The organism is Thermococcus sp. (genome assembly GCF_015521605.1).
GTDB lineage: Archaea > Methanobacteriota_B > Thermococci > Thermococcales > Thermococcaceae > Thermococcus.
This window is the reverse complement of record NZ_WANV01000005.1, coordinates 1-26,739: the sequence shown is the minus strand read 5'-3', so window position 1 is coordinate 26,739 and position 26,739 is coordinate 1. Positions and strand designations below refer to the sequence as shown.

Annotated in this window: 27 protein-coding genes; 20 read left to right on the top strand and 7 right to left on the bottom strand. The window is 54.1% G+C overall.

The genetic code is table 11. From position 1 onward, the window contains the following. From thsB to F7C11_RS01070, 8 genes are all read left to right on the top strand, one after another. Positions 1-802 (top strand): thermosome subunit beta (thsB, locus tag F7C11_RS01105; protein ID WP_297090099.1); only part of this gene is annotated, 802 nt, incomplete at its 5' end. 125 nt (positions 803-927) lie between these two features. Further along, positions 928-1,995 carry a DUF1464 family protein gene (locus tag F7C11_RS01100; RefSeq protein ID WP_297090097.1) on the top strand — a complete coding sequence of 356 codons (1,068 nt, stop codon included), beginning with the start codon at positions 928-930 and terminating at the stop codon, positions 1,993-1,995. A 492-nt stretch (positions 1,996-2,487) separates the two neighbouring features. After that, a complete protein-coding gene (locus F7C11_RS01095; protein WP_297090096.1) occupies positions 2,488-3,570 on the top strand; it encodes a hypothetical protein in 1,083 nt (360 codons plus the stop codon). A 56-nt stretch (positions 3,571-3,626) separates the two neighbouring features. Then, on the top strand, positions 3,627-4,421 hold the full coding sequence (locus F7C11_RS01090) for a hypothetical protein (RefSeq protein ID WP_297090094.1): 795 nt from the start codon (positions 3,627-3,629) through the stop codon (positions 4,419-4,421). A 51-nt stretch (positions 4,422-4,472) separates the two neighbouring features. Then, positions 4,473-5,243 carry a hypothetical protein gene (locus F7C11_RS01085; protein WP_297090109.1) on the top strand — a complete coding sequence of 257 codons (771 nt, stop codon included), beginning with the start codon at positions 4,473-4,475 and terminating at the stop codon, positions 5,241-5,243. Positions 5,244-5,490: 247 nt separating this feature from the next. Continuing rightward, a complete protein-coding gene (locus F7C11_RS01080; protein ID WP_297090093.1) occupies positions 5,491-6,420 on the top strand; it encodes a hypothetical protein in 930 nt (309 codons plus the stop codon). A gap of 37 nt (positions 6,421-6,457) precedes the next feature. Continuing rightward, positions 6,458-6,649: a hypothetical protein gene (locus F7C11_RS01075; RefSeq protein ID WP_297090092.1), complete on the top strand. Its 192-nt coding sequence runs from the start codon at positions 6,458-6,460 to the stop codon at positions 6,647-6,649. Next, complete coding sequence (locus F7C11_RS01070; RefSeq protein ID WP_167894398.1) at positions 6,646-6,912, top strand: hypothetical protein; 267 nt, start codon at positions 6,646-6,648, stop codon at positions 6,910-6,912. Before F7C11_RS01075 ends, F7C11_RS01070 begins: the two co-directional genes overlap by 4 nt. Positions 6,913-6,919: 7 nt before the next feature. Here the strand turns inward: F7C11_RS01070 and F7C11_RS01065 are convergent, their stop codons facing one another. Genes F7C11_RS01065 through F7C11_RS01055 form a run of 3 tightly spaced genes read right to left on the bottom strand, consistent with a single transcriptional unit; the run spans position 6,920 to position 10,580 of the window. Further along, the gene (locus F7C11_RS01065) at positions 6,920-7,507 is read right to left on the bottom strand and encodes a hypothetical protein (RefSeq protein ID WP_297090088.1); all 588 of its coding nucleotides are present in this window, start codon (positions 7,505-7,507) and stop codon (positions 6,920-6,922) included. Positions 7,508-7,511: 4 nt separating this feature from the next. Further along, complete coding sequence (locus F7C11_RS01060; RefSeq protein WP_297090086.1) at positions 7,512-8,561, bottom strand: ATP-binding protein; 1,050 nt, start codon at positions 8,559-8,561, stop codon at positions 7,512-7,514. A gap of 33 nt (positions 8,562-8,594) precedes the next feature. Next, positions 8,595-10,580, bottom strand: coding sequence for an IGHMBP2 family helicase (locus F7C11_RS01055; RefSeq protein ID WP_297090084.1), 1,986 nt, complete (start codon positions 10,578-10,580; stop codon positions 8,595-8,597). 119 nt (positions 10,581-10,699) lie between these two features. Here F7C11_RS01055 and F7C11_RS01050 point away from each other — a divergent pair, with 119 nt between their 5' ends. Next, positions 10,700-12,181 carry an ATP-binding protein gene (locus F7C11_RS01050; protein WP_297090083.1) on the top strand — a complete coding sequence of 494 codons (1,482 nt, stop codon included), beginning with the start codon at positions 10,700-10,702 and terminating at the stop codon, positions 12,179-12,181. A gap of 87 nt (positions 12,182-12,268) precedes the next feature. On the opposite strand, the gene F7C11_RS01045 is transcribed toward F7C11_RS01050, so the two are convergent. Further along, a complete protein-coding gene (locus F7C11_RS01045; protein WP_297090081.1) occupies positions 12,269-12,595 on the bottom strand; it encodes a hypothetical protein in 327 nt (108 codons plus the stop codon). Between the two features lie 416 nt (positions 12,596-13,011). Here F7C11_RS01045 and guaB point away from each other — a divergent pair, with 416 nt between their 5' ends. The 9 genes from guaB to F7C11_RS01000 all read left to right on the top strand — a co-directional run bounded on the left by guaB (position 13,012) and on the right by F7C11_RS01000 (position 22,415). Further along, positions 13,012-14,472, top strand: a complete 1,461-nt coding sequence (gene guaB, locus F7C11_RS01040; RefSeq protein ID WP_297090080.1) for an IMP dehydrogenase — start codon at positions 13,012-13,014, stop codon at positions 14,470-14,472. 62 nt (positions 14,473-14,534) lie between these two features. After that, positions 14,535-15,935, top strand: a complete 1,401-nt coding sequence (locus tag F7C11_RS01035; RefSeq protein ID WP_297090078.1) for an L-aspartate oxidase — start codon at positions 14,535-14,537, stop codon at positions 15,933-15,935. 61 nt (positions 15,936-15,996) lie between these two features. Then, positions 15,997-16,905, top strand: a complete 909-nt coding sequence (gene nadA, locus F7C11_RS01030; RefSeq protein WP_297090076.1) for a quinolinate synthase NadA — start codon at positions 15,997-15,999, stop codon at positions 16,903-16,905. 56 nt (positions 16,906-16,961) lie between these two features. Then, on the top strand, positions 16,962-17,795 hold the full coding sequence (nadC, locus tag F7C11_RS01025) for a carboxylating nicotinate-nucleotide diphosphorylase (protein ID WP_297090073.1): 834 nt from the start codon (positions 16,962-16,964) through the stop codon (positions 17,793-17,795). Positions 17,796-17,928: 133 nt separating this feature from the next. Beyond that, entirely contained in the window at positions 17,929-18,936 is a 1,008-nt protein-coding gene (gene pdxS / locus F7C11_RS01020; RefSeq protein ID WP_297090107.1) for a pyridoxal 5'-phosphate synthase lyase subunit PdxS, read from the top strand. Positions 18,937-18,971: 35 nt separating this feature from the next. Continuing rightward, positions 18,972-19,565, top strand: coding sequence for a pyridoxal 5'-phosphate synthase glutaminase subunit PdxT (pdxT, locus tag F7C11_RS01015; RefSeq protein WP_297090071.1), 594 nt, complete (start codon positions 18,972-18,974; stop codon positions 19,563-19,565). A gap of 55 nt (positions 19,566-19,620) precedes the next feature. Further along, positions 19,621-21,630 carry a formate dehydrogenase subunit alpha gene (gene fdhF / locus F7C11_RS01010; protein ID WP_297090070.1) on the top strand — a complete coding sequence of 670 codons (2,010 nt, stop codon included), beginning with the start codon at positions 19,621-19,623 and terminating at the stop codon, positions 21,628-21,630. Between the two features lie 39 nt (positions 21,631-21,669). After that, entirely contained in the window at positions 21,670-21,930 is a 261-nt protein-coding gene (locus F7C11_RS01005; RefSeq protein WP_297090068.1) for a UPF0175 family protein, read from the top strand. Next, positions 21,927-22,415: a DUF3368 domain-containing protein gene (locus F7C11_RS01000; protein WP_297090066.1), complete on the top strand. Its 489-nt coding sequence runs from the start codon at positions 21,927-21,929 to the stop codon at positions 22,413-22,415. Before F7C11_RS01005 ends, F7C11_RS01000 begins: the two co-directional genes overlap by 4 nt. Here the strand turns inward: F7C11_RS01000 and purF are convergent. Next, positions 22,405-23,754, bottom strand: a complete 1,350-nt coding sequence (purF, locus tag F7C11_RS00995) for an amidophosphoribosyltransferase (protein WP_297090064.1) — start codon at positions 23,752-23,754, stop codon at positions 22,405-22,407. The genes F7C11_RS01000 and purF overlap by 11 nt on opposite strands. A 161-nt stretch (positions 23,755-23,915) precedes the next feature. Between purF and purC the strand changes: the two genes are divergently transcribed. Next, the gene (gene purC / locus F7C11_RS00990) at positions 23,916-24,608 is read left to right on the top strand and encodes a phosphoribosylaminoimidazolesuccinocarboxamide synthase (protein ID WP_297090105.1); all 693 of its coding nucleotides are present in this window, start codon (positions 23,916-23,918) and stop codon (positions 24,606-24,608) included. On the opposite strand, the gene F7C11_RS00985 is transcribed toward purC, so the two are convergent. Further along, on the bottom strand, positions 24,595-24,756 hold the full coding sequence (locus tag F7C11_RS00985; RefSeq protein WP_297090063.1) for a hypothetical protein: 162 nt from the start codon (positions 24,754-24,756) through the stop codon (positions 24,595-24,597). The genes purC and F7C11_RS00985 overlap by 14 nt on opposite strands. Before the next feature lie 31 nt (positions 24,757-24,787). Continuing rightward, on the bottom strand, positions 24,788-25,792 hold the full coding sequence (purM, locus tag F7C11_RS00980; RefSeq protein ID WP_297090103.1) for a phosphoribosylformylglycinamidine cyclo-ligase: 1,005 nt from the start codon (positions 25,790-25,792) through the stop codon (positions 24,788-24,790). Between the two features lie 117 nt (positions 25,793-25,909). On the opposite strand from purM, the gene purT reads away from it, so the two are divergent. Further along, positions 25,910-26,739: formate-dependent phosphoribosylglycinamide formyltransferase (gene purT / locus F7C11_RS00975; protein WP_297090101.1), on the top strand; the 830-nt coding region annotated here is incomplete at its 3' end.

Below are 26,739 nucleotides of genomic sequence, written 5' to 3'. Positions count from 1 at the left end.
GGTCGACAAGATTAAGGAGGTCGGAGCCAACGTCGTCTTCGTCCAGAAGGGTATCGACGACCTCGCCCAGCACTACCTGGCCAAGTACGGTATCCTCGCCGTCAGGCGCGTCAAGAAGAGCGACATGGAGAAGCTCGCCAAGGCCACCGGAGCCAAGATCGTCACCAACGTCCGCGACCTCACCAGCGAAGACCTCGGTGAGGCCGAGCTCGTCGAGCAGAGGAAGGTCGCCGGTGAAAACATGATCTTCGTTGAGGGCTGCAAGAACCCGAAGGCCGTCACCATACTCATCCGCGGCGGCACCGAGCACGTCGTCGACGAGGTCGAGAGGGCGCTCGAAGATGCTGTCAAGGTCGTCAAGGACATCGTCGAGGACGGCAAGATACTGGCAGCAGGCGGTGCTCCTGAGATCGAGCTCGCCATCAGGCTCGACGAGTACGCCAAGGAGGTCGGCGGCAAGGAGCAGCTTGCCATCGAGGCCTTCGCCGAGGCCCTCAAGGTCATCCCGAGGACCCTCGCTGAGAACGCCGGTCTCGACCCGATAGAGACCCTCGTGAAGGTCATCGCCGCCCACAAGGAGAAGGGCCCGACGGTCGGCGTCGACGTCTTCGAGGGTGAGCCGGCCGACATGATGGAGCGCGGCGTCATAGCGCCGGTCAGGGTCACCAAGCAGGCCATCAAGAGCGCCAGCGAGGCTGCCATAATGATCCTCAGGATCGACGACGTCATTGCCGCCAGCAAGCTTGAGAAGGACAAGGAGAGCAAGGGCGGAAGCGAGGACTTCGGTAGCGACCTTGACTGAAGGCTTTGAGCTTTAGCTCTCCTACCTTTTCTGTTCTCCCGACTTTTGGCTGGGCTCCCCTGATGGCAAGCCTTTTTAAAGAACCTTCCATTCTCAACTGGGGATAAACCTCAAGGGTGTTTTCCATGAGGGTCATAGGCGTCGATCCCGGAACGAAGAGCTTCGACGTTATAGGACTTGAAGACGGGAGGATAAAGCTTGACCTTACCTTCCCGAGTGAAGTGGTCGCGGAGGCACCTGAAAAGATTGTCAAGGCCATTGAGGACTTCAATGCCGATCTTATAATCGGGCCCTCAGGCTACGGAGTCCCGCTGAAGCACATAAGCGAGCTGACAGACAGGGACCGCTTCGAGATGACGCTCGTGAGAGAGGAGGAGATGAAAGAAATCCCTGTCCTCATCGGGTTACAAAAGATGGTAAGCGAGATGGCTGAGAAGGGCATGAATGTCTGGTTTATCCCTGGCGTCATCCACCTCCCGACGGTGCCTGAGTGGAGAAAGTACAACAAGGTTGACATGGGAACGGCCGACAAGATGGCGATAACAGTGCTCGGTATCTACGACCAGGCGAAGAGGCTTGGAATCGAGTACAGTGAAGTTTCATTCGTCCTCCTTGAGGTAGGTTTCGGCTACAACTACGCCGGAGCGGTTAAAGGTGGAAAAATCGTTGACGGCATCGGCGGAACCATTTTCCCCGGTCCGGCCTACGTGAACAGCGGTGCCCTCGACGGCGAAGTTGCCTACCTCATGGGAGGGGTAAAGAAGTGGCACCTCTTCTGGGGCGGAGCTACGGTAATAGCCGCCAACGAGATACTCCCGCCGGAGGAGTTTGCCAAGAGGCTCGACGAAGAACCGTTCGCAAAGGCTTGGGAGGCCATGAAGGACGGCTTCTTAAAGGCCGTTGCGAGCGAGCTGGCCGTTGTGGGCAACGCTAAGGAGATAATTCTCTCCGGCAGGCTGATGCGCATAGACGAGCTCAGAAAGGACGTGGAAGACCTCTTCGAGGAGCGCTTTGGACTTCCCGTCGTCAAGCAGAGGGGTCTTGAGGGCAGGGCTAAGGAAGCCGCCCAGGGGAGCGCGATAATAGCGGACGGCCTTGCGGGGGGCCAGTTCAAGGATCTCGTCGAGCATGTCGAGATAAGGAAGGCCAGGGGAAGCGTTTTGGACTACGTAAAACTGCCCCTTCAGCTTTGATGCTTTATTATTTTGGGACATCTCCGCAGGGAGGAGGAACCAGTGATCGGGAGAGTTTTTACGTAACGGCCTTCTTGAGTTTTTGCTGGCCTTCTTTTCCAGGTCAGGTTTAGGGGACTTAAGGGGGTAAGTTTTTGTAGACCAAACGCCAAAGTGTTTCGTGGTGGAACAGATGGAGGAAATTGAGGCCGTCTATGAGAACGGTATATTGGGGAGGATAGAAAATGATAGTAATAGATGCCGTACTAATTTTTTATGAGTCGAATCACAAAAATTGTCTGGAAAAGCTCAAAAGTTGTCATTATTGATTACTTGTGTTCTTTTGTTCGCTCTTTTACTCACCCTTCTTTCGTCTCGTTCTCGTCTTTTTGATACAGTTGAAAATTGTAAACTATAACAAAAAAGAAAAACGTTGTTTAATCCAACTTATAAAAGGAAAATTTATATATGACGATTGTCTGTTTTTCCCGACTAACTGGTCAGGTGGTGGCCATGAACTGGAGAAAGGCGACGTTCGGCGTGTTTCTGGTCTTTATGGTGCTGAGCCTGCAGTTGATTGCCGCTCCACAGGCCATGGCAATGAGCACTAACAACGCCAGCATAACCTTTAGGAGGGCAGTCGTTGCTTGGTACGATGAGAATGGTAAGCTTCAGATGAACGTCACGTGGGTGAATGCAACATTAAACTTCACTAATTTGACGCATTCTCCCTGCGCTTGCCAGAACGCCAGTTCTTGTGGTGCTTTTAATACGAGCGCTCACGTTAATGTTTCGATAACCACTCTGTACAACATGACAAGGGATCATGAACAGTTGTTGTTCGTCAAGGTTACTGCTTACAATGCCACCTTTAACTACACCATATACAACCTTGTTTATAGAGCCGAGAGGAGTCAGTATAATTTTACGCTAATCACTAAAATCTTAACTGACCCAAAGACTGGAAAGTACACAGCTTTTGTTACTGGAATGAACATCGCTCCTGATGATAAGAACAAGGCAGTTCCTGTTGGGGATACTGTACTGGTGCTTGGTAATCTCACGCTTTCAGATTACTACTGGACTCTGAACAAGATTCTTATGAAGCTTCGCAGGGGTGACGAGACGAGCTGGATTTGGGGCAGTAGCGCTTACGAGCTGAGGCACCTCTCGCACTTGGTGAAGCTTAAGCTTCCCGAGTACAATGGAGAGGCAAAGTTGGGGTATACTATAGTCATTGATGATTACTCAGCGTGCGTTCACCTCTGTGACTTGTCATGTACTGGACTTTTTACCCTTGCCTGTATAGCCGCAGCAGGGAGTAGTGGAGGAGTGCTCTCGATTATATGCTTCGCGGGAAGCTTTATATGTTCGGGTCTCTGTGCCTCTATGTGCGGTGAGGACTTCTGGTCTAGCATTGCAAAAGGAGGAAGCTGCTCTGCTGGATGTTCAGCGATACTAAAGAGACTTTGTGCGAGTAGATGTGGAATATTGGGAAGCGTTTGTGCAGATGCTTGTGGGGCAGTTTTAGCTCCTATATTTTGTCCCCAACTCTGTGATGCCATATTGCCATATATCGAGGACCATGTACTTTAATTAATCTTTGTTAAATTTTTTACAATCTACGACTTTGAGGCAAGAGGGGATCTAAAATGAAATCGGCGAGGCGTTTGTTGGTGGAGGCCGTCCTTGCTCCTCTGGCGATGTGGGTGATTATGTGGAGTTTGGGCTACATCCGTCCATTTGGTGACGTTGGGAGGGAGAATTTCAACGCTTCCTGGTTGATCACGACGATAGTTTCTTTCTTCATCACGCTGGCCCTCGTCATCCTGTTTGTTAAAAGATTGTTGAGAAAAGCTGGTTATTCCCAAGTTGGGCTTAGAGAGCTGCCCAGAGTCCTTGATGAAGCCGATCCAAAAATCATTGGCGGTTCAATGAGGGAAATCTTCACAATTGTTGCACTTTGGGGTGCCTTCAGCACCTGGGTTCTTGAATTAGGGCCTAAAAAAGGAATAATTTTTACCGTTAGCTTTGCTGTAATCTTTGTAGTGGTCGCCCTTCCGTTGATGGTCTCCATGCTGATACCGATTATGGAAGTACCCTTCCTGCTCTACGAGATTCTAACCGGGAAACGGCTTTCGTATATCTTCAAGGAAGTTCTGCTGATTTCGCTGGTTTCTGGGGGCTCTCTGGTCCTTTTAGGGTTTATACTCTCACATCCTGGGGCCTCAGAAATTAGGGCATTCCACTCTCTCCTAAAATTCTACGTAAACGGGGGCCTATATAAGAACCTTCTGTTGCTCTCTGCTCTGAACGCTCTGTACGGCCTTATCGGAATTTTTATCCTGCCTCGGAGGAGAAGGCTCGGTCTTTTAATACTGCTGTTCATCGCTGTGTTACTTGTTCCCCTGTTGGTGGACGTATTTATCGAACTGCACTCTTCGTAGTCTTGAAAGATTTTTATTTTTCCAATTTAACAAAAAGCCCTGGTGGTCTCAATGAGGAGGAGAAAAATTATTCTTAAGATCTTCGTTTTTCCTGTGGTGCTCTTCGCGATACTGTTTGGCTTCGCCTGGGTGAAACTCGGCGTCATAACCCGTGAATGGGTTCTTAGTACAATCCTTCTTTTTGTCCTTATGGTAGCTTCAATGGTCTTCTTCCTCGCCCGCATTCTAGAGAAGCATGGATACAGGAAAAGTGACATCAAGCGAATTGACGAGATTCTTGAGGAGCACTGGGATGAGCCGTGGGATTCAGGCTACCTGAAGTACGACGTGCAGGAATGCATAGCCCATCACCTCATTCTCTGGGGAATTTTCAGTACGTCTCTCCTGGGGTTTCACGATGTTTTCCTTGCCATACTGGCGTTCGTTGGCCTGGCTTTTCTTATGGTGGTGATGTATCCAGTCTTCGCCACAATGGCAGTGTGGATTGTAGCTCTCCCGTTGTACTTTCTCAAGAGTAGAAGAGCAGAGTACGTCTTTGAGGGCATTGGTAAAACATCCCTCGCCACCACACTCGCGATTCCCGTTATCTGGGCCGTTTCCTCTTACGTTTCAACCAAAAACTACCCGGAAGACGTTCTGAGAATGTTCAATGCCGTGGTTAGGAACGCCGAGGGGTTTTTGATTCTCTCAATCTTAAACACTCTCTTCGGCTTTCTGGGGGTTTATCTCTCGCGCAGGATTGAGAGGAAAATTCTCGCGATTGTTCTGCTTTCACTTGCAGTGGCTATGCTCTTCATCCTCTGGGAATTGTTCAAACTTTAGATTCCATCCTGTATGATGCTCCGAGGGATGTTTCTTTACTTTTGATCGGGAACGGCATTGGCGCTCTTTTGTGTTCTTTTGTTCGCTCTTTTACTCTGGCTTCTTTCGTTTCATCCTCGTCGTTTTGATACGGTTGGAAATTGAAAATCCTGCGGAAAAAAAAACGTTATTAAATCCAACTTGTAAAAGGAAAAGTTTATATAGTTTCTTGTGATACTTAAGGTGACCAACTGGTCAGGTGGTGGCCATGAAGTGGAGGAAGACTGCTTTCGGGGTTTTCCTCGTTGCCATGCTGTTGAGTCTTCAGTTGATTGCGGCTCCACAGGCCATGGCGATGACCGCTAACAGCTCCAGCGTAACCTTCCGCAGGGCTGTGGTTGCTTGGTACGATGAGAAGGGACAACTCCAGCTCAACGTCACTTGGATTAATCAAACCATAGACTTCGCGAACTTGACTAACTCCTCTTGTGCCTGCCAGGATTCAAGTTCCTGCGCTTCGAACTTGACTGCAAACCTTAACGTTTCAGTGGTCACGCTTTACAACATGACCGAAAAGCACGAGCAGTTGTTGTTCTTTGGAATAACAATTTACAACGAGACTTTTAATTACACGATGTACGCTCTGGTGTATAAAGCTGAGAGGAGCCAGTACAACTTTACCCTCGTCACGAGGATATTCACGGATCCTGAAACTGGAGAGTACAGGGTTTTCCTTACTGGAATGAACATTGCTCCAAATGATGAGGATAAAGTCGTTCCTGTTGGTGACACGATTATTACCGCTGACAATCTCACCCTTTCGGAGTACTACTGGACTCTGAATAAGGTTCTTATGAAGCTTCGCAGGGGTGACGAGACGAACTGGGTCTGGGGCAGGAGTGCCTACGAGTTAAGACACCTCTCTCACTTGGTGAGACTAAAGTTGCCAGAATACAACCAGGGGAAAGCTGTGGGCATGACAACGGTAACTGATGGGGATGAAAGTTTTTGGAGATGTGTGGTGCTATGTCTTCTTGAAAGTGCCCTCCCTATAGTTGGAGACGTAGTAAATGCGTGCTTGGCTGGGCCATGCTATATTGCACTTTTGGCGCCCAATCCCTATACAGTGGCCGCATGTGCTGCATGTTTAGGTTTGGGTACGGCAGTATGTGCAGTTAAGTGTGCACTAGGCTTTTAACTTTAAAACTTTTTATGTTAGTAGGGGGTGAAAAAAAGTGGAGAAGATTCTCCAAGAGGAACTTCTGCGAACATTCCCAATATTTGTCTTTTTGTTCTTTTTATACGGGTGGTGGTGGATGGACTCAAACTCAAATTTTCCCCTCGTGACTGTGGTGATGTTTCCTCTAATTGTGAGCTTTCTAACGCTTCCTCTCAGGGTATGGATTAGAAGAAAAACTAGGGGGTGAAAAACATGAAAACATTTTGGGGACTTTTGGGTTTGTTATTATTTTCTGGATTAACTCTAATTGAAAAGAGGCTTAACTCCTTAGATCTCCTTACTTCGTACCTGTTACTTGGCCTGTTATTGGTCTCAGTTACGCTAATGACTTATCTGTTTGCGGATTCCCCTAGTGAACTTGGAAAAGACAACAGGAATCTTGTAAAGTTCTTGGGAGTAATATTTTTATTATTCTTACTGAGGTGGGCGTATCTGAATATGATTCCGTAGCTTCCAATTAAATGCCTTTCATTTCTTCCTCCAGCCTCTTCAGCTTCCCCTTGAACCTTCTCACCTGTGCATTGGCGAGGTCGACGATCCTCTCGACGTACTCTTCATCGATCCAGAGCTCTCCGCCCTCGCCGAGCGGAACGTCCATTCTCTCGGTGGAGCGTATCTCAACGAGGAGCTTCTTGTGGCTCACGCTTTTAATGTTCGAGTACTTGAAGCCCAGTCCGATGGTGAGGTTGAGCAATCTAACCGCATCCTCCATGGTTCGCGCGCCGACGTGAAGAATCGGACTCCTCACGAGGAACCAGAGCTGGCCCTTCTCGTGCCTCCCAATGGCTTCAAGGACTTCCTCGACGGAAACTTCCCTGTGCCACTTGCCGAGCCAGACGGAATTGACCTTGTCGCCGAAGTCCGGCATCTCCATGACCGAAATCCTGCCCGAGCATGAGGAGGTGGTAAAGTAGTTCTCAAGCGAGTTGATTTTATCGAGCAGGGGGATTATGTCCCCGTCCACCTTGCCCTCTTCCAGTGCCTTCCTAAGGCCTGCCATCGCCCTGGCCTTCTGCTCGTCGAAGTTTTTGGTGTAGAGGAACATGGTATCACCTCTGACCTACTAACAGTGCCGCCTTCCGGTAAGATGGCTCTGTAAACCTGTATACAACCCGATTTCCAATTGCGGATTTTGAGACGACGTAAAGGTCGTTTATTAGTGCATCTAAGAGGGTGTGAAGTGCCCTCTTTGAAATGCCCGTTCTTTCCAGCTCGCTCCAGGTTGCCCCGTATGAGAGTAGCTTTATAACCATTGGGGCATTTGGGGACCTTCCCTCAAGTAGGTTCTCAAGTTCGCGTTTGGCCTCTTTTACAGCGCTCTCATTGACCCTGTTAAGGGCTTTCACGTGCTCATCTCCTAGACAGCGCCTTAAGCCATAAGAACTGAGCCAGCCCGGCAGAGTTCCGAGTTCCCACAGGATGTCCTCAAGTTCTTTCTCCGATATTTTTACTCCACACTCATCGAGTCCTTTTCTTAGAAACTCCTCCGCGACGTCTCGTTCCCATGGGTTCAGTGTTATCTCAATCGGTTGCCGTGCGTACAGCCCCTCGGAATACGTTTGAGAGAAAAGTTTCTTCACTAGTCCAGCATATGAGCCTGAAAAGACTATCAACAGTTCCGGGTTCTCATTGAATGCAACTGATAGTGCACTGAGAAACTGGGGCAATCCTTCTCTGACTTTCTGTACCTCGTCAAGGATGATGACAGTTCTCTTTAGACTTCTGAGTGCTTCCTCAAGTGCTCCCGATGCTGAGGCACTAGGTTTCAGCCTGATTTCAAGGCCCTTAATCGTAATTGATGAGAGGTAAGCCCCAAGCTTTTTGATAACTCCCCGCGGCAGATTGCGAAGTATCCTTTCAGTGGCTTCTCGAAGTGTTGTTGAGTTCCTCAAATCTATATAAACGGTGGAATAGCCATGTTTCTTGGCGAACTCCGTAGAGGATGCAATCGCGAGACTTGTCTTCCCAGCCATTCTCGGACCCAAAACCGCGACCCAACTGTTTGATTCAAGGGCGTTGATTAGTCTTCTGACTTCGACATCCCTTCCGAACAATTCTTCCACTTTCTCCCGTGGACGTGGAGAAAACCAGTAACTCATGCCGACCCCCGAAACATGTTTCGGGGGTATCCCTTAAAAAGATACTCCCAGCTTATTGGCCTCAACAACAGTCTCCTTCTCACCCACAAACTCCACCAGCCGTTTATAAGTTGGGTGGGCACTTAGAGTCGATGAGTCACCTATCAGAATCAGCTTCCTCTTAGCCCTCGTCAGTGAGACGTTCAGGCGCCTCAAATCCTTCAGGAAGCCGAGTTCACCCTTCCTGTTGGAGCGAACGAAGGAGAGAACGATTACCTCCTTCTCCCTGCCCTGGTAGCCGTCCACGGTTTTGACCTCGACCTCCTCCGGCAGGAGCGAGCTTATCAAGTCCCTCTGGTCGTCGTAGGGGGTTATCACACCTATCCACTCCGGCTTAACGCCCATCTTGAGGAGCCTCTCAACCGTCTCCTTAACGAGTCCTGCCTCCAATGGGTTCTCCCTGCTCTCGCTTCCATAGCGCTGCCTCTCGGAGCGGTCTTCTCTCCCCGAGGTGTCTATGAAGACCAGCACGTTCTCCGGCCTGAGGACTTCGCCCCATAAGCCGTCCCGCGCTGGGCTTTTAACCCCGAGGTCGGCGAGGGTTATCATCCTGACGCTCTCATCAGCCCTGACCCTTCCCCCGTAGAACTCCCCGCTCGGGAACTCCATAAGGCGCTCGTTCATCCTGTACTGGACGGTGAGCATGGCGCTCTTTTCTGGGTAGCGCTCTATCAGGCCCTCGAAGAGTGTCTTACTCAGCTCCTTCGCCTTCTCACTGAGTATAGTCGGAGGCAGCTGTTTGTGGTCTCCTGCAAGGACGAAGCGCTTCGCCCGGTTTATTGGAATCAGCACGCTTGGTATCGTTGCCTGGGTGGCCTCGTCTATTATGGCAACGTCATAGGGGACGTAATCAACGACCTCAAGGCCGGCCGAGGCGTTTGTCGTTAGAACCACGTCCGCTTCCCTTATTATCTCCCTGGCTATCCTCTCTTCAAGCTTTCTGGCATCGTCGAAGGCCTTCTGAACCTGCCGGTTGATTTTAATCCACTCCGCCATCTCCCGGATCAGCCTGGCCGGAACACCCCTAACGCCTATTCCCTTCGAGGCCAGCCGCAAAATCTCACGGTCGCTCAGGCCCCTCCGGTACTTCGGTGCTGGCCTCGTGAACGTGTCGCGCTTCTCCTTCAGGTTCTGGCCGATTACGCGGAGCTCCCTCAGCTCGCCGTAGAGCTCGTGCCGGGTTATGAGGTAAGCTAGGGTTGTCTCGTGCAGTGCTTTTGAGACCCTGCTCGGGTGGCCGACGCGGACAACCCTTAGACCGGAATTCACCAAACGCTCCACGAGGTTGTCAACGGCAACGTTGCTCTCGGCCGTTGCCAGAACCTTGTTTCCGCGCTCGACCTCCTGCCGTATTAACTCCGCCAGGGTTCTCGTCTTCCCGGTGCCGAAGGGGCCGTGAATCAGGAAGAAGTCTGGACTGCCAAGGGCCTTCGCCACAGCTTCCCTCTGGCTCGCGTTGAGGCCGGTATCAAAGGGCGTGAAATCAACGGGTTGCCCCTTCTCTGGCTCGCGGAGGCCGAGGTAGAACTCCAGCGCTTTCCTTCCGCTTTCCCGAAGGTTGTTCAGGTTCTCCAGCCAGCGCTTGAAGGTTATGTCGTTGGCGTAGAGGTCGATGCGGACTCCCTTTAACGCCCATTCGGGGACGGTTTCAAGGGCGACCGTCACGAACCGCTTCCCTTTCTCCACCACCGTTCCAACCAGGTCGCTCTTCAGAGGGTCTCTCCTGCTTACAACCACAAGATCGCCGACGCTTATCTCGGTCTTTATCTCCCTATCGCGGCCGTATTTCACCAGGAAGTAGCCCAGCTCCTCTCCGACGACCTTCCCGTTGAGGCCGAGAACGGCCCTCCCGACCTTCTCCCTCTCGCGTCCGCTCAGCCTTTTCATCTCTAACCTCATCGCCTCTATCTCTGCCTTCCGCTCGAGCTCGACGAGTTCCCTGAGGTGAGCGATGAACATTAAGAGCTTCTCTTCTTCCATCCTTCCTCCCGGTTCGGGAACGAAACGGGGCCTTAAAAAGGGTTAGGTGCCCCGGCACCAAAATGCATAAAAAAATAATGCATTATAGTTTTATGCATAAAACTGTAATGGTGATCATCATGTTCATGGACAGAAGAAAGGAGCTGGGGATTCTTCGCTCTGCGTACGAGTCATTGAAAGCGGGCTCGAAGGTAAACATCGCCATTATTGGCCCGAGGCGGATAGGTAAGACGGAGCTTTTGCTGAAGTTCAAGGAAGAAACGAGGGGAGTTATCCCTTACCTGAACCTTCAGAGGGTTGGGAACATCTCGTCGTTCATCTTCGCCTACACCAGAGAGCTACTATACGAGCTGGGAAAGTCCAAGGGGGAGGAGATCAGAAAACACCAGCTTGTGGACTGGGATGACCTTCTGATACTCTCTGCCAAACTCGGCGTCGAGGAAGAGGTGAAGGCGATTAAAGCCGGGGGATTGGAAGTTCTCTTCGAGGTTCAGGAAAACATCCTGAAGAGCCTCGACGAGTTCGCGATCTTCATCCTTGACGAGTTCCAGGAAACCAGGAACTTTCCACGGTTCCTGGAGGTGATGAGGGCAACCACCGAGAAGGAAAAAATGGTGGCCTATTTTATCTCAGGTTCCGCCATCAGGATTATGGAGGATATCCTCTCGTCAGACGAACCATTCTTTGGCCAGTTCAGGAGGATATACCTCTCGGGTCTGCCGAAAGAAGACGCGGTTGAGCTGGCGAGAGGTCTCCTTAGCACCCGTAAACTCCATGTAACAAACTCTGCCCTTGAGGCGGTCTACACCCTGACGGGTGGCCATCCGTTCTACATCTATGCCATAGTCAGAAGGCTGATGGAGGAAGGAGTTGAAAGGGTCAGAAGAAAGGATGTGGAGTACGCGTTCCTCACGGAGCTCCTGACGGAGAGCGGCGATATATACACCCATCTGGACTACGTCTTCAACGAGTCCCTTTCGAGGGCATACAGGGGGGCGGTGCACCGCGAGATACTGCTCATACTCGCGAGGGAGGAGGGATTGAGGCTTTCCGAGATAGCAAAACGCCTGGGGAAGCCCAGCGGAGAGGTTTCCAACTACATGAAGTTTCTCCTCAGGACGGACCTGATAACCAGGGAGGGAGAGAGGTACTACTTCACCGACAAGCTTATGCGCTTCTGGCTCGCCAAGACTTACCTCGGCATCAACGAGCTGGAACTGAGGAGGGAAAAGCTGCGCGAAGAACTTATTGAAGAGCTAAGGGAGAAGTTCCTCCGGGCAAAAACCGAGCTTGGCCTCACGGGAGAGGCGTGGGTGAGGGAGAGGATCCGGAGAGTTATGGGCCTCGATTTCAGGCCCTACCGCAGGGGAGACGTTGAGTTCGATGGGGTTGCGTTCCTGGATCGGCCCCACGTTCTTGAAGTAAAGTGGAGAGGCAGGCCGGCATCTTACAGCGATGTCAAAAAGTTCTACGATATGGTTCGTTCCGAGTTTGGGGATGCGGCCATGTTTTTCTTCTCAAGGGCGGGCTTCACGGAGCGGGCCCTGAAGTTCTGCGAGAAGACCGGCATTAAAGCCCTCACTGAAAAAGACCTAAAGTGAGGGTGGTCAGCCCATGCGAGTCTCCTCACCGCTCGGACGAAACTTCCCTCATCATCCCGAAGGGATTAGGGAAGAGGGGTTAAAAAGCTAAGCCCTCTCAGAAGAAACCACCGAGACTATGTCCCTGTGGAAGGACTTTAACGCCCTCCAGTGCCGCTCGTCAATCTCGTCGCTCCATGAGACCCTCTTGTAGAACCTTTCCAGGTCGTCAAGCAGGTACTCCAGGTATTCCCTGCGCCCACTTTCCACACCGATGCCGTTGCTCAAGAGCTTGCCCCTCAGAAACGGCATGACCTCCGACGGCCGACCGAGGGCGGCCCAGAAGAGACCTTCCTTCAGGATTTCATACAGCAGCTCATCAAAACCAAAGCTTACAGCGTTCTCAGCGGAGGGTTTGGCCCTCCCCCCTTGCATCTAACCTTATAGCGGCCTCCATTGGCATCACCACTGTTAAGGGGTGCGTTATGTTATTTTAATTTTTTCTGTCTTTCTCCGTCATTTTGTCAGGATAAAGAAAGAAAGGGGCAAAATTTTGAATGAGCGTCAAACAATGAAACCGAACGATGAATTATCATCAGGCGATCATGAGGAGTGCCACCACTATGGCTATGGGGGCCAGGTGGGCGAGTGCTTTTGCAAGGTTCATGGGCATCACCGCAGGGGGGCACACCTCCCCCTTTAAAAGCTTTACGTTTGTAAAACCTGGATGAACACGCCCGGAAGTTCGAAGTTTTTGAGACCGCTCCGAAAAAAGTTCCAGGTTATTCCCGGGAAACCCTTAAAAACCCCTACCAGGTTCATGTTAAAAAGGACGTGGAGGTCGGACAAAAATGGGAAAATTTGAACATAAACTTGTTAATGCAATTAGGGGGTACACCTTTGACGACGTTCTTCTGATACCGCAGGCGACCGAGATCGAGCCTAAGGACGTGGACGTCTCAACCAGAATAACTCCTAACGTGAGACTTAACATCCCTATCCTGAGTGCCGCCATGGACACAGTCACCGAGTGGGAGATGGCCGTCGCCATGGCCAGGGAGGGCGGCCTTGGAGTGATCCACAGGAACATGAGCATCGAGGAGCAGGCCGAGATGGTCAGGAAGGTCAAGCGCGCCGAGCGCTTCATAGTCGAGGACGTCATAACGATAGGCTCAGAGGAGACCCTCGACTACGCGCTCTTCCTCATGGAGAGGAACGACATCGACGGCCTTCCTGTTGTTGGTGAGGACGGGAGGATAGCCGGCATCGTTACCAAGAAGGACATTGCCGCCAAAGAGGGGCACCTGGTTAAAGACGTCATGACCGGCGACGTGATAACCGTCGGTGAGGACGTTTCCGTCGAGGAGGCGCTGGACATAATGGTGGCCAACAGGATAGCCCGCCTCCCGGTGGTCGATGAGAACGGCCGCCTCGTGGGGATAATCACGATGAGCGACCTCATGATGAGGAAGAAGTACCGCAACGCCGTCCGCGACGGGAACGGTGACCTGCTCGTTGCCGCGGCTGTGGGTCCCTTCGATATCGAGCGCGCCAAAGCCCTCGACAGGGCCGGGGCTGACGTCATAGTGGTCGACACCGCCCACGCCCACAACCTCAAGGCCATAAAGGCCATGAAGGAGATAAGAAATGCCGTGGACGCGGATCTCATAGTCGGAAACATAGCCAACCCCAAAGCGGTCGACGACCTCACCTTTGCAGACGCGGTAAAAGTTGGAATAGGGCCGGGGAGCATATGCACCACGCGCGTCGTGGCGGGTGTCGGTGTCCCCCAGGTCACGGCCATAGCGATGGTGGCTGACAGGGCCAGCGAATACGGGCTTCACGTCATAGCCGACGGAGGAATCCGCTATTCTGGCGATATCGTCAAGGCACTCGCGGCTGGAGCCGATGCCGTCATGCTCGGCTCCCTCCTGGCCGGAACCAAGGAGGCACCGGGCAAGGAGGTCGTCATAAACGGGAGGAGGTACAAGCAGTACCGCGGTATGGGCTCCCTCGGTGCCATGATGAAGGGCGGAGCGGAGCGCTACTACCAGAAGGGCCACATGAAGACTCGCAAGTTCGTCCCGGAGGGGGTCGAGGGTGTCGTTCCCTACAAGGGAAGCGTTGGCGACGTTCTCTACCAGCTCGTTGGAGGGCTACGCTCGGGGATGGGCTACGTTGGGGCCTCAAGCATAGCCGAACTCAAGGAGAAGGGCGAGTTCGTGATCATAACCCAGGCAGGCGTCAGGGAAAGCCACCCGCACGATATCTTCATCACCAACGAGGCGCCGAACTATCCGGTCGGGAAGTGATTCCCTCCCCTCTTTTTGAAAACCTTATAAGGCGTTTCTCCCAGTCCAGCCTGGGGAGAGCTATGACCAGCGTTGGAATCATCGGAAGCGGTGCCGCGGGACTAACCGCCGCAATAGCCCTTGCGAGACGGGGCTTCGACGTGACGGTCATCGGTGGGGGAATAAAGGATACCAACTCCTATCTCGCCCAGGCGGGGGTGGCCTTTCCCATTCTCGACGGCGATTCTCCCGGGGCTCACGTTCTCGACACCATCAGGGCCGGCAAGTACCTCAATGACGAGGAGGTCGTGTGGAGCGTAATCTCGAAGGCGAGCGAGGCCCACGAGTTCCTCCTTTCAATAGGCCTGGAGTTCGAGACCAACGAGACCGAGGGTGGCCACTCCTTCCACAGGGTTTTCACGATAAGGAACGAGACTGGGAAGCACATGATGAAGGTTCTCTACATGGCCGCCAGGGAAGCCGGGGTCAACTTCGTCGATGGCACTGCCGAGGAGCTTGCGGTGAGAGAGGGGAAGTCTTATGGGGTCTTCCTCAACGGAGAGCTCCTTACCTTCGATGCCACCGTTATAGCCACGGGCGGCTTTGCCTCGCTCTTCAAGTATACCGCCGGTTCGTCCCTCAACCTCGGCACCCTAATAGGCGACGCCATAATGAAGGGTGCTCCCGCGAGGGATCTGGAGTTCGTCCAGTTCCACCCGACAGGCTACATCGGGAAAAACGGTGTTTTCCTCGTCAGCGAGGCCGTCCGGGGTGCCGGCGCAAAGCTGGTGACAGAAGACGGCGAACGCTTTGTCAACGAGCTCTCCACGAGGGACATCGTCGCGAGGGCTATCTACCGCCAGATGAAGGCAGGTAAAAGGGTCTTCCTTGATGCAACGGGTATAGATGACTTCAAGAGGCGCTTCCCTCAGATATACGCTTTCCTGAGGAAGGACGGCATCGATCCGGCTAAAGACTTAATCCCTGTCTCGCCAATAGCCCACTACACCATCGGCGGGGTAGCGGTTGACCTCTGGTACAGGACGGCAATCAGGAACCTTTACGCTGTGGGCGAAGCAATGAGCAACGGCTTCCACGGGGCGAACAGACTCGCCAGCAACTCCCTCCTTGAGTGCCTCGTTTCCGGCCTTGAGGTCGCAAGGACCATAGCGAGGGATGGGCCGAGGCGGGGGGAGGTGAGGGAGCCGGCATATCACGGCTACGATGCCGGGGACGTTGACTCGCTGAGGGAGCTCCTGTGGAATCACGCCGGAATCGTTAGGAGCGCGAAGACCCTTAAAGGGGGCCTCAGGGAGCTTGAGGGAATCGAGGCAGACCCGAGGTTAAAGCTGCTCGCGAGGGGAGTCCTGGAGTGTGCCCTCGCCAGGGAGGAGAGCAGGGGGAGCCATTACCGCGAGGACTTCCCGGTCATGAGAAAGGGATTCGAGAGGCCAAGCTTTTTCGACGGAAGGTGCAGGCTCTAACCAACGGTGTCCAAAATCATTTTAATCCCTTTCTTCTACTTTCCCCCAACGGGGTGAGACCATGAAGATGGAGGAGCTCGTGAGGGAAATTGAACGCCTGAAGGAGGAGCGCAACGCTATAATCATGGCCCACAACTACCAGCTGCCTGAAATCCAGGACATAGCCGACTTCCTCGGTGACAGCCTTGAGCTTGCGAGAAAGGCGGTGAGCGTTGATGCCGACGTCATAGTCTTCGCGGGCGTTGACTTCATGGCGGAAACGGCTAAAATCCTCAATCCCGAGAAGACCGTCCTGCTTCCGAGTAAAAGGGCCACCTGTGCCATGGCCAACATGCTGAAGGTCGAGCACATCCTCAAGGCCAAGGAGCAGTACCCCGATGCCCCGGTGGTTCTCTACGTAAACACCACCGCCGAGACCAAGGCCTACGCCGATGTGACTGTGACTTCAGCCAACGCGGTCAAGATAGTCGAGAAGCTCGATTCCGACGTCATAATCTTCGGGCCCGATAAGAACCTGGCGAACTACGTGGCGAAGCAGACCGGAAAGAAGGTCATCCCCGTCCCCGAGTACGGGCACTGCTACGTTCACAGGCAGTTCACCCTTGAGGACGTCGAGCGCGCCAGGAGGCTCTACCCCAACGCCAGGCTGATGGTTCACCCTGAGTGTGAGCCAGAGGTGCAGGAGAAAGCGGACATAATAGTATCCACAGGCGGGATGATAAGGCGCGCGAAGGAGTGGAACGAGTGGGTCGTCTTCACGGAGCACGAGATGGTTTACAGGCTCCAGAAGCTCTATCCGGAGGTCAAGTTCCACCCGGCCAAGGAGGACGCCGTCTGCATAGGAATGAAGGCCATAACGCTCAACCACATATACGAGTCGCTCAGGGACATGAAGTACGAGGTTGAGGTACCCGAAGGGATAGCCGGGAAGGCCAGGAAGGCGATAGAGAGGATGCTTGAGATGAGCTGAGGTGTTGAGTTGAAGGGGAAGATTCCGCAGTTTTTGTTAAGTATGGAGGGAAACCTATGACTCCCCTTTCCTATCTGCTCAGGTTCATTGAGGAGGACGCCCCCTTCGGCGATGTCACGAGCGAGGCGGTCATACCTGAAGGAACGAAGGCCAGGGCAGTGATCATTGCGAAGCAGGACGGAATCATAGCTGGTGTTGAGGAAGCCAAAGCCCTATTCGAGCACTTCGGGGTTAAGGTTGATGTTAAGAAGCGCGACGGTGAGGAGGTCGGGAAAGGAGATGTTATCCTCGAACTCGAAGGCAGCGCCCGCTCGATCCTCCTAGTCGAGAGGACGGCTTTGAACGTTATGGGCAGGATGAGCGGCATCGCCACCGAGGTCAGAAAGCTGGTCGAGAAGGTCAGAGCGGTCAACCCCAGGGTAAGGGTTGCTGGAACCAGAAAGACCCTCCTCAAGCCTATAGACAAGAGGGCAATCATCATCGGCGGCGGCGAGCCCCACCGCTTTTCCCTCAGCGACGCGATACTAATAAAGGACAACCACCTTGCCCTGGTTCCGCTGGAGGAAGCGATAAGGCGCGCCAAAGCCTTCAGCGTTTACAAGGTCGTTGAGGTCGAGGTCGAGACCCTTGAGGACGCCCTTAGAGCTGCCAGAGCCGGTGCCGACGTGGTTATGCTCGACAACATGAGCCCGGAGGAGATAGCGGAGACCATTGAGGCCCTGAAGCGCGAAGGCCTCCGCGATAGGGTGAAAATCGAGGTCTCCGGCGGGATAACACCAGAGAACATAGCCGATTACGCGAAGCTCGGGGTCGACGTCATAAGCCTCGGCTACCTAACGCACTCCGTCAGGAACTTCGACGTGAGCCTTGAGATAATTGGAAAGGTCTGAACGAAACTTCTTTTACCGTTTCCACCCTTTTTCGGCACTTTTTCTGAAACTTGCGGGGCTTTCCGCGGCAAGCTTTATATTCAAGTTTTTTCTTGAATAATATTGCAAGTAATAACTTGAAATGGTGGTGACCATGGGAAGGCTCGACGTTATAGAGGCCAAGGGTACGGACAGGCTCAAGAGGGGCTTCGCGAGGATGGTCAAGGGCGGAGTGATAATGGACGTCACCAACGCCGAGCAGGCGAGGATTGCTGAGGAAGCCGGTGCAGTTTCTGTCATGGCGCTCCACATGGTTCCAGCGGACATAAGAAGGGCCGGCGGTGTTGCCAGAATGGCCCCCGTTGAGAAGATCCAGGAGATAATGGAGGCGGTGACGATCCCGGTCATGGCAAAGGTAAGGATCGGCCACGTGGCCGAGGCCAGAATCCTTGAGGCCCTCGGCGTCGACATGATAGACGAGAGCGAGGTCCTGACACCCGCCGACCCGTACTTCCACATAGACAAGAGGGAGTTCACCGTCCCCTTCGTCTGCGGAGCCAGAAACCTCGGCGAGGCCGTGAGGAGGATCTGGGAAGGCTCGGCCATGATCAGAACCAAGGGCGAGGCCGGAACCGGCAACATAGTTGAGGCCGTCAGGCACGTCCGCCTCGTCGCCGACAACATACGACTCCTCCAGAGGATGACGGACGAGCAGGTCTATATAATAGCTGAGAGATTCGCCGAGCCCTATCTGAGGCTGACCTCCAGCATAAAGGACATCAGCGGGATTCCCAAGCAGATGCTCGAAAACGAGCCGGTTTACGGCCACTACACCTACGGCGAGATAGTCGAAGGGCTTTACAAGATCCTGCTGGAAATCAAAAAGCTCGGCCGTCTTCCTGTCGTCAACTTTGCCGCCGGGGGAGTTGCCACCCCAGCAGATGCGGCCCTGATGATGCAGATGGGTATGGACGGCGTCTTCGTCGGTTCTGGAATCTTTAAGAGCTCCGATCCCGAGAAGATGGCCAGGGCAATAGTTGAAGCCGTCAACCACTGGGACGAGCCGGACGTTTTAGCGGAGATAAGCAGGGAAATCGGCGAGCCGATGCGCGGCAGGGACATTGAAGAACTGGAGGTTCGCCTTGAGGAGAGAGGCGTCTGAGCTCTTTTCTAACATTTTCATCAGGGGTGATTGGAGTGGTCAAGGTGGGCGTTGTAGGCCTTCAGGGTGATGTGAGCGAGCACATCGATGCCGCGAGGAGAGCTCTCGAAAACCTCGGCGTCACCGGCGAGGTCGTCTGGCTCAGGAAGCCGGGGCAACTTGATGGGATTTCTGCGATAATAATCCCCGGCGGCGAGAGCACGACGATATCGAGGCTCATGGTGAAGAACGGTCTCCTTGAACCGGTCAGGAAGCTCGGCGAGGAAGGAGTTCCGATAATGGGCACCTGTGCGGGTTTGATAATGCTCTCGAAGGAGGTAATGGGCGCCACTCCGGGGCAGAGGTTCCTTGGGCTCCTTGACGTTAAGGTCAACAGAAACGCCTACGGCAGACAGGTTGACAGCTTCGAGGCGCCGATAAAGCTCGCCTTCAGCGACGAGCCGTTCCCGGGGGTCTTCATCCGCGCCCCGAGGATAGTCGAGATCTTAAGCGACGGGGTTAGGCCGATAGCGTGGCTTGGAGACAGGGTCGTTGGAGTAGAGGCAGGCAACGTAATCGGACTGGAGTTCCACCCGGAACTGACCGAGGACACGAGGGTGCACGAATACTTCCTGGAGAAGGCGGTATAATCTGAACATTTTTTCATCAATTTTTGCCAGAAAGCTTTTTATTTTTGCCATCCAAATGTTCACAGGTGGTAGCGTGAGCGAGCCCAGGACGGTCGTGTGTCCCTACTGCGGCTTTGGCTGCAGGCTTCTCGTTGATCCCGGGACGATGAAGGTCAAACCCCACCGCGGCGAGCCGAACCGGGGCAAGCTCTGCCCCAAGGGTCTCCACGCGACGGAGTTCGTTCTCTCCAGAGACAGGCTCAAGCGCCCCCTTAAGCGTGAGGGCTCCAGGACAAGGCCGATAAGCTGGGGGCAGGCCATCGAAGAGATAGCAGGTAAACTCCTCGAAATCCGCGAGATTTACGGCCCAGATGCCGTGGCGTTTATAGCCTCCTCCAAGGTCAGCAACGAGGAGAACTACCTCCTCCAGAAGATTGCGCGCCTCTTCGGCACCAACAACATAGACAACTGCGCTCGTCTCTGCCACGAGGCGAGCGTCCACGCCCTTAAGATGACCGTTGGGGCGGGAGCACAGACCAACCCCTACGAAGACCTGGAGGGATTCGGGGTCATACTCATCTGGGGCTACAACCCGGCCGAGACCCACCCCGTTGTCATGGACTACATCCTGAGGGCGAAGAGGAAGGGAGCGAAGATAATCGTCGTTGACGTCAGGGAGACCAGAACTATGGCCTTCGCGGATTACGGGCTTGTCATCCGCCCGGGGACTGACATAGCCCTCGCGAACGCCATGATGAACGTCATAATCCGGGAGGAGCTCTACGATTGGGACTTCATAAAGACCAGAACCGTTGGCTTCTCAGAGGTAAGGATGGCGGTGAGGAAGTACACTCCGGAATACGCGGGGAAGGTGACTGGAATTCCTGCTGAAACTATCAGGGAAGTCGCGAGGACCTTTGCCCTCGCAGGAAGCGGCGCGATAATGTGGGGCATGGGCCTGACCCAGCACGTTTCGGGCGTTGAGAACGTCATGGCCGTCATAGACCTTGCCCTGCTCCTCGGCTACATCGGCGAAAAAGGCGGCCTCTACCCGATGCGCGGTCAGAACAACGTTCAGGGCGCGGCATACATGGGGGCGCTGAGCGAGTTCCTGCCGGGCTACGTCCCCCTGACCGATGAGAGGTTCAGGAAGCGTGTGGCTAAGATATGGGGTGTGGAAGACCTGCCAACGGAGCGCGGACTCTACCTCACGGAGCTCTGGGAGGCGATAGAGAGCAACGATGTTAAAGCGCTCTACATAGTCGGAGAAAACCCTGCCGTGAGCGAGGCGGACTTTCTCCGGGTGAGGAATGCCCTCAGAAAGCTCGACCTCCTAGTCGTTCAGGACGTTTTCATGAGCCGGACGGCTCGGTACGCCCACTACATCCTTCCGGCAGCGGCCTTCTGCGAGAAGGAAGGCTCGTACATGAACAGTGAGAGAAGGATCCAGTGGAGCCACAGGGTATGCGAGCCGATGGGTGATTCCAAGCCCGACTGGGAGATACTGGTAATGCTCGGCAGGGCCCTCGGTCTGCCCGGGTTCAACTATTCGAGCGTTGAGGAGATAACGGCAGAATACTTCCGCCTCTTCCCCTCGCTGGAGGAGAGGAGCGTTGACGAGCTAAAGGCTGGTGACGGTATATTCCTTCCGAAGAAGAGACTCCATACCTGGGAGTTCGCAACCCCCGATGGGAAGGCAAGGTTCATTGCAGTGGAGCAGGTGCAGCCCTGGGAGAGGCCGGACTACGAGTACCCCTTCGTGCTCACAACCATCAGGCTGATAAGCCACTACAACACCGGCGAGATGACACTGAGGAGCCCCTCTCTGGTGAGGCTGATGGGAGAGCCCAAGGTGCTGATGAACAGGAGCGACGCCGAGAGGCTTGGAATCCACGACGGCGACTGGGTCGAGATCGAAACGAGGCGCGGGAAGATCAGGATGAGGGCCAAGCTCGGCGGTATTCCCCCGGGCGTCGTTGCGGTTCCCTTCCACTTCAAGGCGAACAAAATAACGAGTCCGGCCCTGAACAAAGCCGGAACGCCGGAGCTCAAGTTCTCCGCGGCGAGGGTGAGGAAGGTCGATTAAGTTTTTATCTTTTGAAACCGAGTATTTATTGGTGATATGATGGGGGATGTAACGGTTACCGTCCCTTCCGACCTGGCCAGGATCCTGAGGATTGATACCGATGAAGTCCCGAGGGTGGTGAGGATATATCTCGCCGTGGAGCTTTACAGGGAGGGGTTGATCAGTCTGGGGAAGGCCGCGGAGATAGCGGGGCTTACCAAGTGGGAGATGATGGAGGTTCTGGCATCAAAAGGAGTGCCTTTGAACTACACAAGGAGAGACCTTGCAGAGGACATTGAAACCCTGGAGAGGTTGCTATGAGGGTCGTCTCAGACTCTGGGCCTTTAATAGCGCTGGCCAAGGTTGGAAAGCTCTGCGTCCTCAGAGATCTCTTCGGGGAGGTTTTCATACCCAAAGCCGTCTGGGTGGAGGTCGTTGAGAGGGGAAAGGGGAAGCCCGGCTCGGAAGAGGTGAGTTCAGCTGAGTGGATAGAGGTTGTTGAGGTAAATGACAGGCTTGGAGTTGAAATTCTTCAGGGAGAAATTGAGATTGGGGAGGCCGAGGCGATAGTCCTTGCCAAGGAATTGAACGCAGACCTGATTCTCCTCGATGAGAAGATCCCCCGCATAATAGCCAAGTCGCTCGGGCTCAGCGTAACTGGAAGCCTTGCGGTTCTTTTTCTCGCATGGAAGAAGGGCATCATTGAAGACGACTTGGATGATTTACTCGATGAACTCAAGTCTAAAGGGGTATACTTCAGCGAAGACGTAGTGAAAGCTCTGAAAGAGAGATACGCTAAAACCTGAATGTCCACTCCGGATACTCCCCGGTCAGGCAGGCCAGACAGAGACCCTTCCTCCCAACGGCCCTTTTCAGCCCCTCGACGCTGAGATATGCTAAACTGTCGGCCCCTATTGCTTCCCTCACCTTCTCAACGCTTCCAAATGCCGCTATGAGTTCGTGTCTCGTCGGTATGTCCACCCCCATGTAACAGGGGTGCTTTATCGGCGGTGAGGCTATTCTGACGTGAACCTCCCTCGCCCCGGCCTTCCTCAGCATCGCGACGATTCTCCTCATGGTCGTGCCCCTGACGATCGAATCATCAACGAGAACGACGCTCTTCCCCCCGATTACCTCCCTCACAGGCGAGAGCTTGAGCTTCACCTTCAGCTCGCGGTAGAACTGGCCGGGCGTTATGAAGGTTCTCCCTATGTAGCGGTTCTTTATGAGGCCCTCGGAGTATGGGATGCCGCTGACCTGGGAATAGCCGAGCGCAGCTGCTCTGCCGGAATCAGGCACCGCTATGACGACGTCTCCGTTGGCCGGGCTTTCCCGCGCAATCTCCTGCCCCATTCTGAGCCTCGCCGAGTAGACGTTGACACCGTCGATGGTGCTGTCGGGTCTGGCGAAGTATATGTACTCAAAAACGCAGTGATGATGCCTCTCTCTGGCCAGAATCCTGCTCTCCACAGACTCTCCATCGAGCAGGAAGACCTCTCCGGGTTCAACGTCCCTTATTCTCTCTCCCTCAGACTCGTCGACGAAGAGCCTTAAAGCAGAGTCCTCGGAAGCGAAGTAGTGGCCGTCCCCGGTCCCGTAGCTGAGCGGCCTGAAGCCGACCGGGTCCCTCGCCACGAGTATCTTCCCGTCGAAGAGGAGAGCTAGGGAATAGGCTCCCTTCACCTCGCTGAAAACTTCCCGCACGGCCTCGAACTCGTCCCCGGTCTCGTGGAGGTGCCAGAGGAAGGAAACGCCGAGAAGCTCGGAATCCACCGAGTGCCTGAACTTAACTCCCAGCCGTTCGTAGTGTCTCCTGAGGGGGAGGAAATTCGTGAGGGTTCCGTTGTGGGCCACCGCGATGGTTTTCCCGCAGCAGGCCGTCTCCAGCGGCTGGGTTTCCGTGAGGGAGCCTGAGGTCGAGTACCGGACGTGGGCTATTGCCATCCTGGATTTTAGCCTCGCTATCTCTCCGTTCCTGAAGACCTCCGAAACGAGCCCCCGGCCGGCCACCGTTTTTATCCTGTGCCTCCAGACGCTTATCCCAGCGCTCTCCTGCCCCCTGTGCTGTAAAGCCAAGAGGGCGTAGTAGGCTTTCCTGGGGGCGTTCTCGGCAACAGCTGCGAAGACGCCGCACTTCTCCCTCATGAGGAACCCCGCCAGTTTTTGACTTTAATATGTCAATAAGTGTGAACTCTGACGCCATACTTTAGCCTTTTCGTGTTTAAAAGCTTTGCCCATTGATTGACATTCACATGCTAAAATAAGCCTTAAATACTGAAATATTTTACACAAAAATGGTGAAGTCCATGCAGGTTTATGAAGGTAAGGCCAAGAAGGTTATCCCTCTCGACGATGGAAAGGCCATTATGGAGTTCAAGGACGATGCCACGGCCTTCGATGGTAAAAAGAAGGGCCAATTTAAGGGCAAGGGCTGGCTCAACGCCCAGATAAGCGCGGTTCTCTTCAAGGTTCTCGAAGAGAGGGGCGTTAAGACGCACTTCATAGGGGTCGCCGGCGACAACAGGCTCATCGTCGAGCGCCTGAAGATGTACCCCGTCGAGGTCGTGGTTAGAAACGTCGTTGCAGGGAGCCTGAAGAGGCGCCTTCCCCTTGAGGAGGGGGCCGAGCTGCCGGAGCCGATAGTCGAGCTTTACTACAAGGACGACAGTCTCGGCGATCCCATGATAAACCACCACCATGCAAGGGTTCTCGGGATAAGCGAGGGCGAGATACGGGAGATGGAGCGCATGGCCCTCAGGGTGAACGAGATTCTGAGGAAGTACTTTGCCGAGCGCGGGATAATCCTGGTCGACTTCAAGCTGGAGTTCGGAAAGAACGGGAGGGGCGAGATAGTCCTCGGCGACGAGATAAGCCCGGACACCTGCCGCTTCTGGGACGCTGAGACGAGGAGGAGCCTCGACAAGGACGTCTTCCGCTTCGACAGGGGCGACCTGATAAACGCCTACGAGGAGCTATACAGGCGCCTCACCGGGGCTTAGCCTCGTAGGTTATGAGGACAGTGTAGCAGCCTTTCTCATCTTCCTCTATCACTATTTTCCTCAGCCGGATTCCGTATTCGCCTACGGCCTTTTCCACAAGCTTCGGCAGGTTTTCAAGGAATGCCTTCTTTTTTATTGTGAGCTCCATGCGACCACCGGGAAAAGTTTGGGAGTGGGGCTTAAAGCCTTACCCCGTAGTTCTTCACCACTATTCCGGATTCCTCTGTGACCACTCCAAGCTCAAAAGCCTCAAAATGCCTGCCCAGGATTTCCAAGGCTTCCTCCCTCTCCCCCGCCGGCACTATGGCCACCATGCCAACGCCCATGTTGAAGACCCTGAACATCTCCCCCAGGGGGACGCCGTTTTCGTGGATCAGCTTGAATATTCCCTCGATAGGGGGCATCTGGAGGGAGAAGCCGTAGTCCGTCAGGCGCTTGAGGTTGGTCAGGCCCCCGCCAGTTATGTGGGCCAGGCCGTGGACTTCGACGCCCTCCAGAAGTTCAAGAACGGCCTTAACATAAATCCTTGTCGGCTCCAAAAGCCATTCCCAGAGCTTTCTCCCTCCGTATTCGTAGTCGAGGCCGTACTTTGGAATTAAAAGCTTCCTAGCGAGGGTCAGGCCGTTCGAATGGATTCCCGAGCTTGAAATTCCAATAACGACATCTCCCGGTCTGATTTTCTCGCCGGTTATAACCTTCTCCTTCTCAACAACGCCAATGGCCGTTCCAGCTAAATCGAATCCGTTTATCAGGTCGGGCATCACCGCGGTTTCTCCCCCGACTATCGCTATTCCGGCCTGCCTCGCACCTTCGTAGAGTCCCCTGGCCATCTCTTCGAAAATCCCCTCGTCGGGCTCCCTAACGGCGAGGTAGTCAACTAAAGCTACCGGCTCGGCCCCAACGCAGAGAAGGTCGTTCACGTTCATCGCTATCATGTCTATACCGATGGTGTCGAACTTTCCAACGGCTTCAGCTATCAAAACCTTCGTCCCGACCCCATCCGTTGTCATGGCGAGGTAGAATTCGCCGAAATCCATCAGCGCCGCGTAGTGGCCGAGGTCTTCAGCGGGTTCGCCCGTTCTCCCCTTCCGGAACTCGAAGGTCTTCTTTGCAAGGCCTATGATTCCCCCGAGGGCCCTCGCGGTTTTCTCGTCATCGACTCCGGCCTGAGCGTAGGTCAGCATGAGCATCACCGGTGGGAGTTCCATAGAGAGCTTAAAAGCTTTGCCATATTTATGCTTAAAAAGGCTTAAATATTCGCAATTTTTAACATTTTAACGTTAATAAATGAGGTGGTGCTCATGATAAGGCCCCGCGATGAACTCGGAACTGCCATGACCGACTCCGCCCAGAAAATCCTCCTCCTGGGGAGCGGCGAGCTGGGGAAGGAGATAGCGATTGAGGCCCAGCGCCTTGGTGTTGAGGTGATAGCGGTTGACCGCTACGCCAACGCCCCGGCGATGCAGGTTGCCCACCGCTCTTATGTTGGTGACATGAGAAACGCCGACTTCCTGTTTTCCGTGGTTGGGCGTGAAAAACCCGACGCGATAATCCCTGAGATAGAGGCGATAAACCTCGATGCGCTCTTCGAGCTTGAGAAGGACGGCTACTTCGTCATCCCCAACGCGAAGGCGACCTGGATTGCCATGCACCGCGAGAGGACGAGGGAAGCCCTCGCGAGGGAAGCCAAAGTTCCAACGTCTCGCTACGCCTACGCGGAAACTCTCGACGAGCTATACGATGCCTGCGAGAGGATAGGCTACCCCTGCCACACCAAGGCCATAATGAGCTCCTCCGGCAAGGGCTCCTACTTCGTTAAGGGGCCGGAAGACGTCCCGAAGGCCTGGGAAGAGGCCAAGAAGAAGGCGAGGGGAAGCGCCGACAGGATAATCGTGGAGGAGCACATCGACTTCGACGTCGAGATAACGGAGCTTGCCGTGAGGCACTACGACGAGAACGGCGAGATAGTTACGACCTTCCCGAAGCCTGTCGGACACTACCAGATCGACGGGGACTATCACTCAAGCTGGCAGCCGGCTGAGATAAGTGAGAAGGCCGAGCGTGAGGTTTACCGCATAGCGAAGCGCATAACGGACGTCCTCGGCGGTTTGGGACTCTTTGGCGTCGAGAT

Bases quoted from the DNA above. Each gene is read 5' to 3' on its own strand.
- F7C11_RS01055 (WP_297090084.1), bottom strand. From the start codon at position 10,580: ATGGAAGAAGAGAAGCTCTTAATGTTCATCGCTCACCTCAGGGAACTC.
- nadA (WP_297090076.1), top strand. From the start codon at position 15,997: ATGAAGATGGAGGAGCTCGTGAGGGAAATTGAACGCCTGAAGGAGGAG.
- F7C11_RS01045 (WP_297090081.1), bottom strand. From the start codon at position 12,595: ATGCAAGGGGGGAGGGCCAAACCCTCCGCTGAGAACGCTGTAAGCTTT.
- F7C11_RS01050 (WP_297090083.1), top strand. From the start codon at position 10,700: ATGTTCATGGACAGAAGAAAGGAGCTGGGGATTCTTCGCTCTGCGTAC.
- F7C11_RS01100 (WP_297090097.1), top strand. From the start codon at position 928: ATGAGGGTCATAGGCGTCGATCCCGGAACGAAGAGCTTCGACGTTATA.
- nadC (WP_297090073.1), top strand. From the start codon at position 16,962: ATGACTCCCCTTTCCTATCTGCTCAGGTTCATTGAGGAGGACGCCCCC.
- pdxS (WP_297090107.1), top strand. From the start codon at position 17,929: ATGGGAAGGCTCGACGTTATAGAGGCCAAGGGTACGGACAGGCTCAAG.
- F7C11_RS00985 (WP_297090063.1), bottom strand. From the start codon at position 24,756: ATGGAGCTCACAATAAAAAAGAAGGCATTCCTTGAAAACCTGCCGAAG.
- F7C11_RS01000 (WP_297090066.1), top strand. From the start codon at position 21,927: ATGAGGGTCGTCTCAGACTCTGGGCCTTTAATAGCGCTGGCCAAGGTT.
- F7C11_RS01005 (WP_297090068.1), top strand. From the start codon at position 21,670: ATGGGGGATGTAACGGTTACCGTCCCTTCCGACCTGGCCAGGATCCTG.
- guaB (WP_297090080.1), top strand. From the start codon at position 13,012: ATGGGAAAATTTGAACATAAACTTGTTAATGCAATTAGGGGGTACACC.
- F7C11_RS01060 (WP_297090086.1), bottom strand. From the start codon at position 8,561: ATGAGTTACTGGTTTTCTCCACGTCCACGGGAGAAAGTGGAAGAATTG.
- F7C11_RS01065 (WP_297090088.1), bottom strand. From the start codon at position 7,507: ATGTTCCTCTACACCAAAAACTTCGACGAGCAGAAGGCCAGGGCGATG.
- purM (WP_297090103.1), bottom strand. From the start codon at position 25,792: ATGCTGACCTACGCTCAGGCCGGAGTCGATGACGAGAAAACCGCGAGG.
- F7C11_RS01085 (WP_297090109.1), top strand. From the start codon at position 4,473: ATGAGGAGGAGAAAAATTATTCTTAAGATCTTCGTTTTTCCTGTGGTG.
- F7C11_RS01090 (WP_297090094.1), top strand. From the start codon at position 3,627: ATGAAATCGGCGAGGCGTTTGTTGGTGGAGGCCGTCCTTGCTCCTCTG.
- F7C11_RS01035 (WP_297090078.1), top strand. From the start codon at position 14,535: ATGACCAGCGTTGGAATCATCGGAAGCGGTGCCGCGGGACTAACCGCC.
- purF (WP_297090064.1), bottom strand. From the start codon at position 23,754: ATGAGGGAGAAGTGCGGCGTCTTCGCAGCTGTTGCCGAGAACGCCCCC.
- purC (WP_297090105.1), top strand. From the start codon at position 23,916: ATGCAGGTTTATGAAGGTAAGGCCAAGAAGGTTATCCCTCTCGACGAT.
- fdhF (WP_297090070.1), top strand. From the start codon at position 19,621: ATGTTCACAGGTGGTAGCGTGAGCGAGCCCAGGACGGTCGTGTGTCCC.
- F7C11_RS01095 (WP_297090096.1), top strand. From the start codon at position 2,488: ATGAACTGGAGAAAGGCGACGTTCGGCGTGTTTCTGGTCTTTATGGTG.
- F7C11_RS01080 (WP_297090093.1), top strand. From the start codon at position 5,491: ATGAAGTGGAGGAAGACTGCTTTCGGGGTTTTCCTCGTTGCCATGCTG.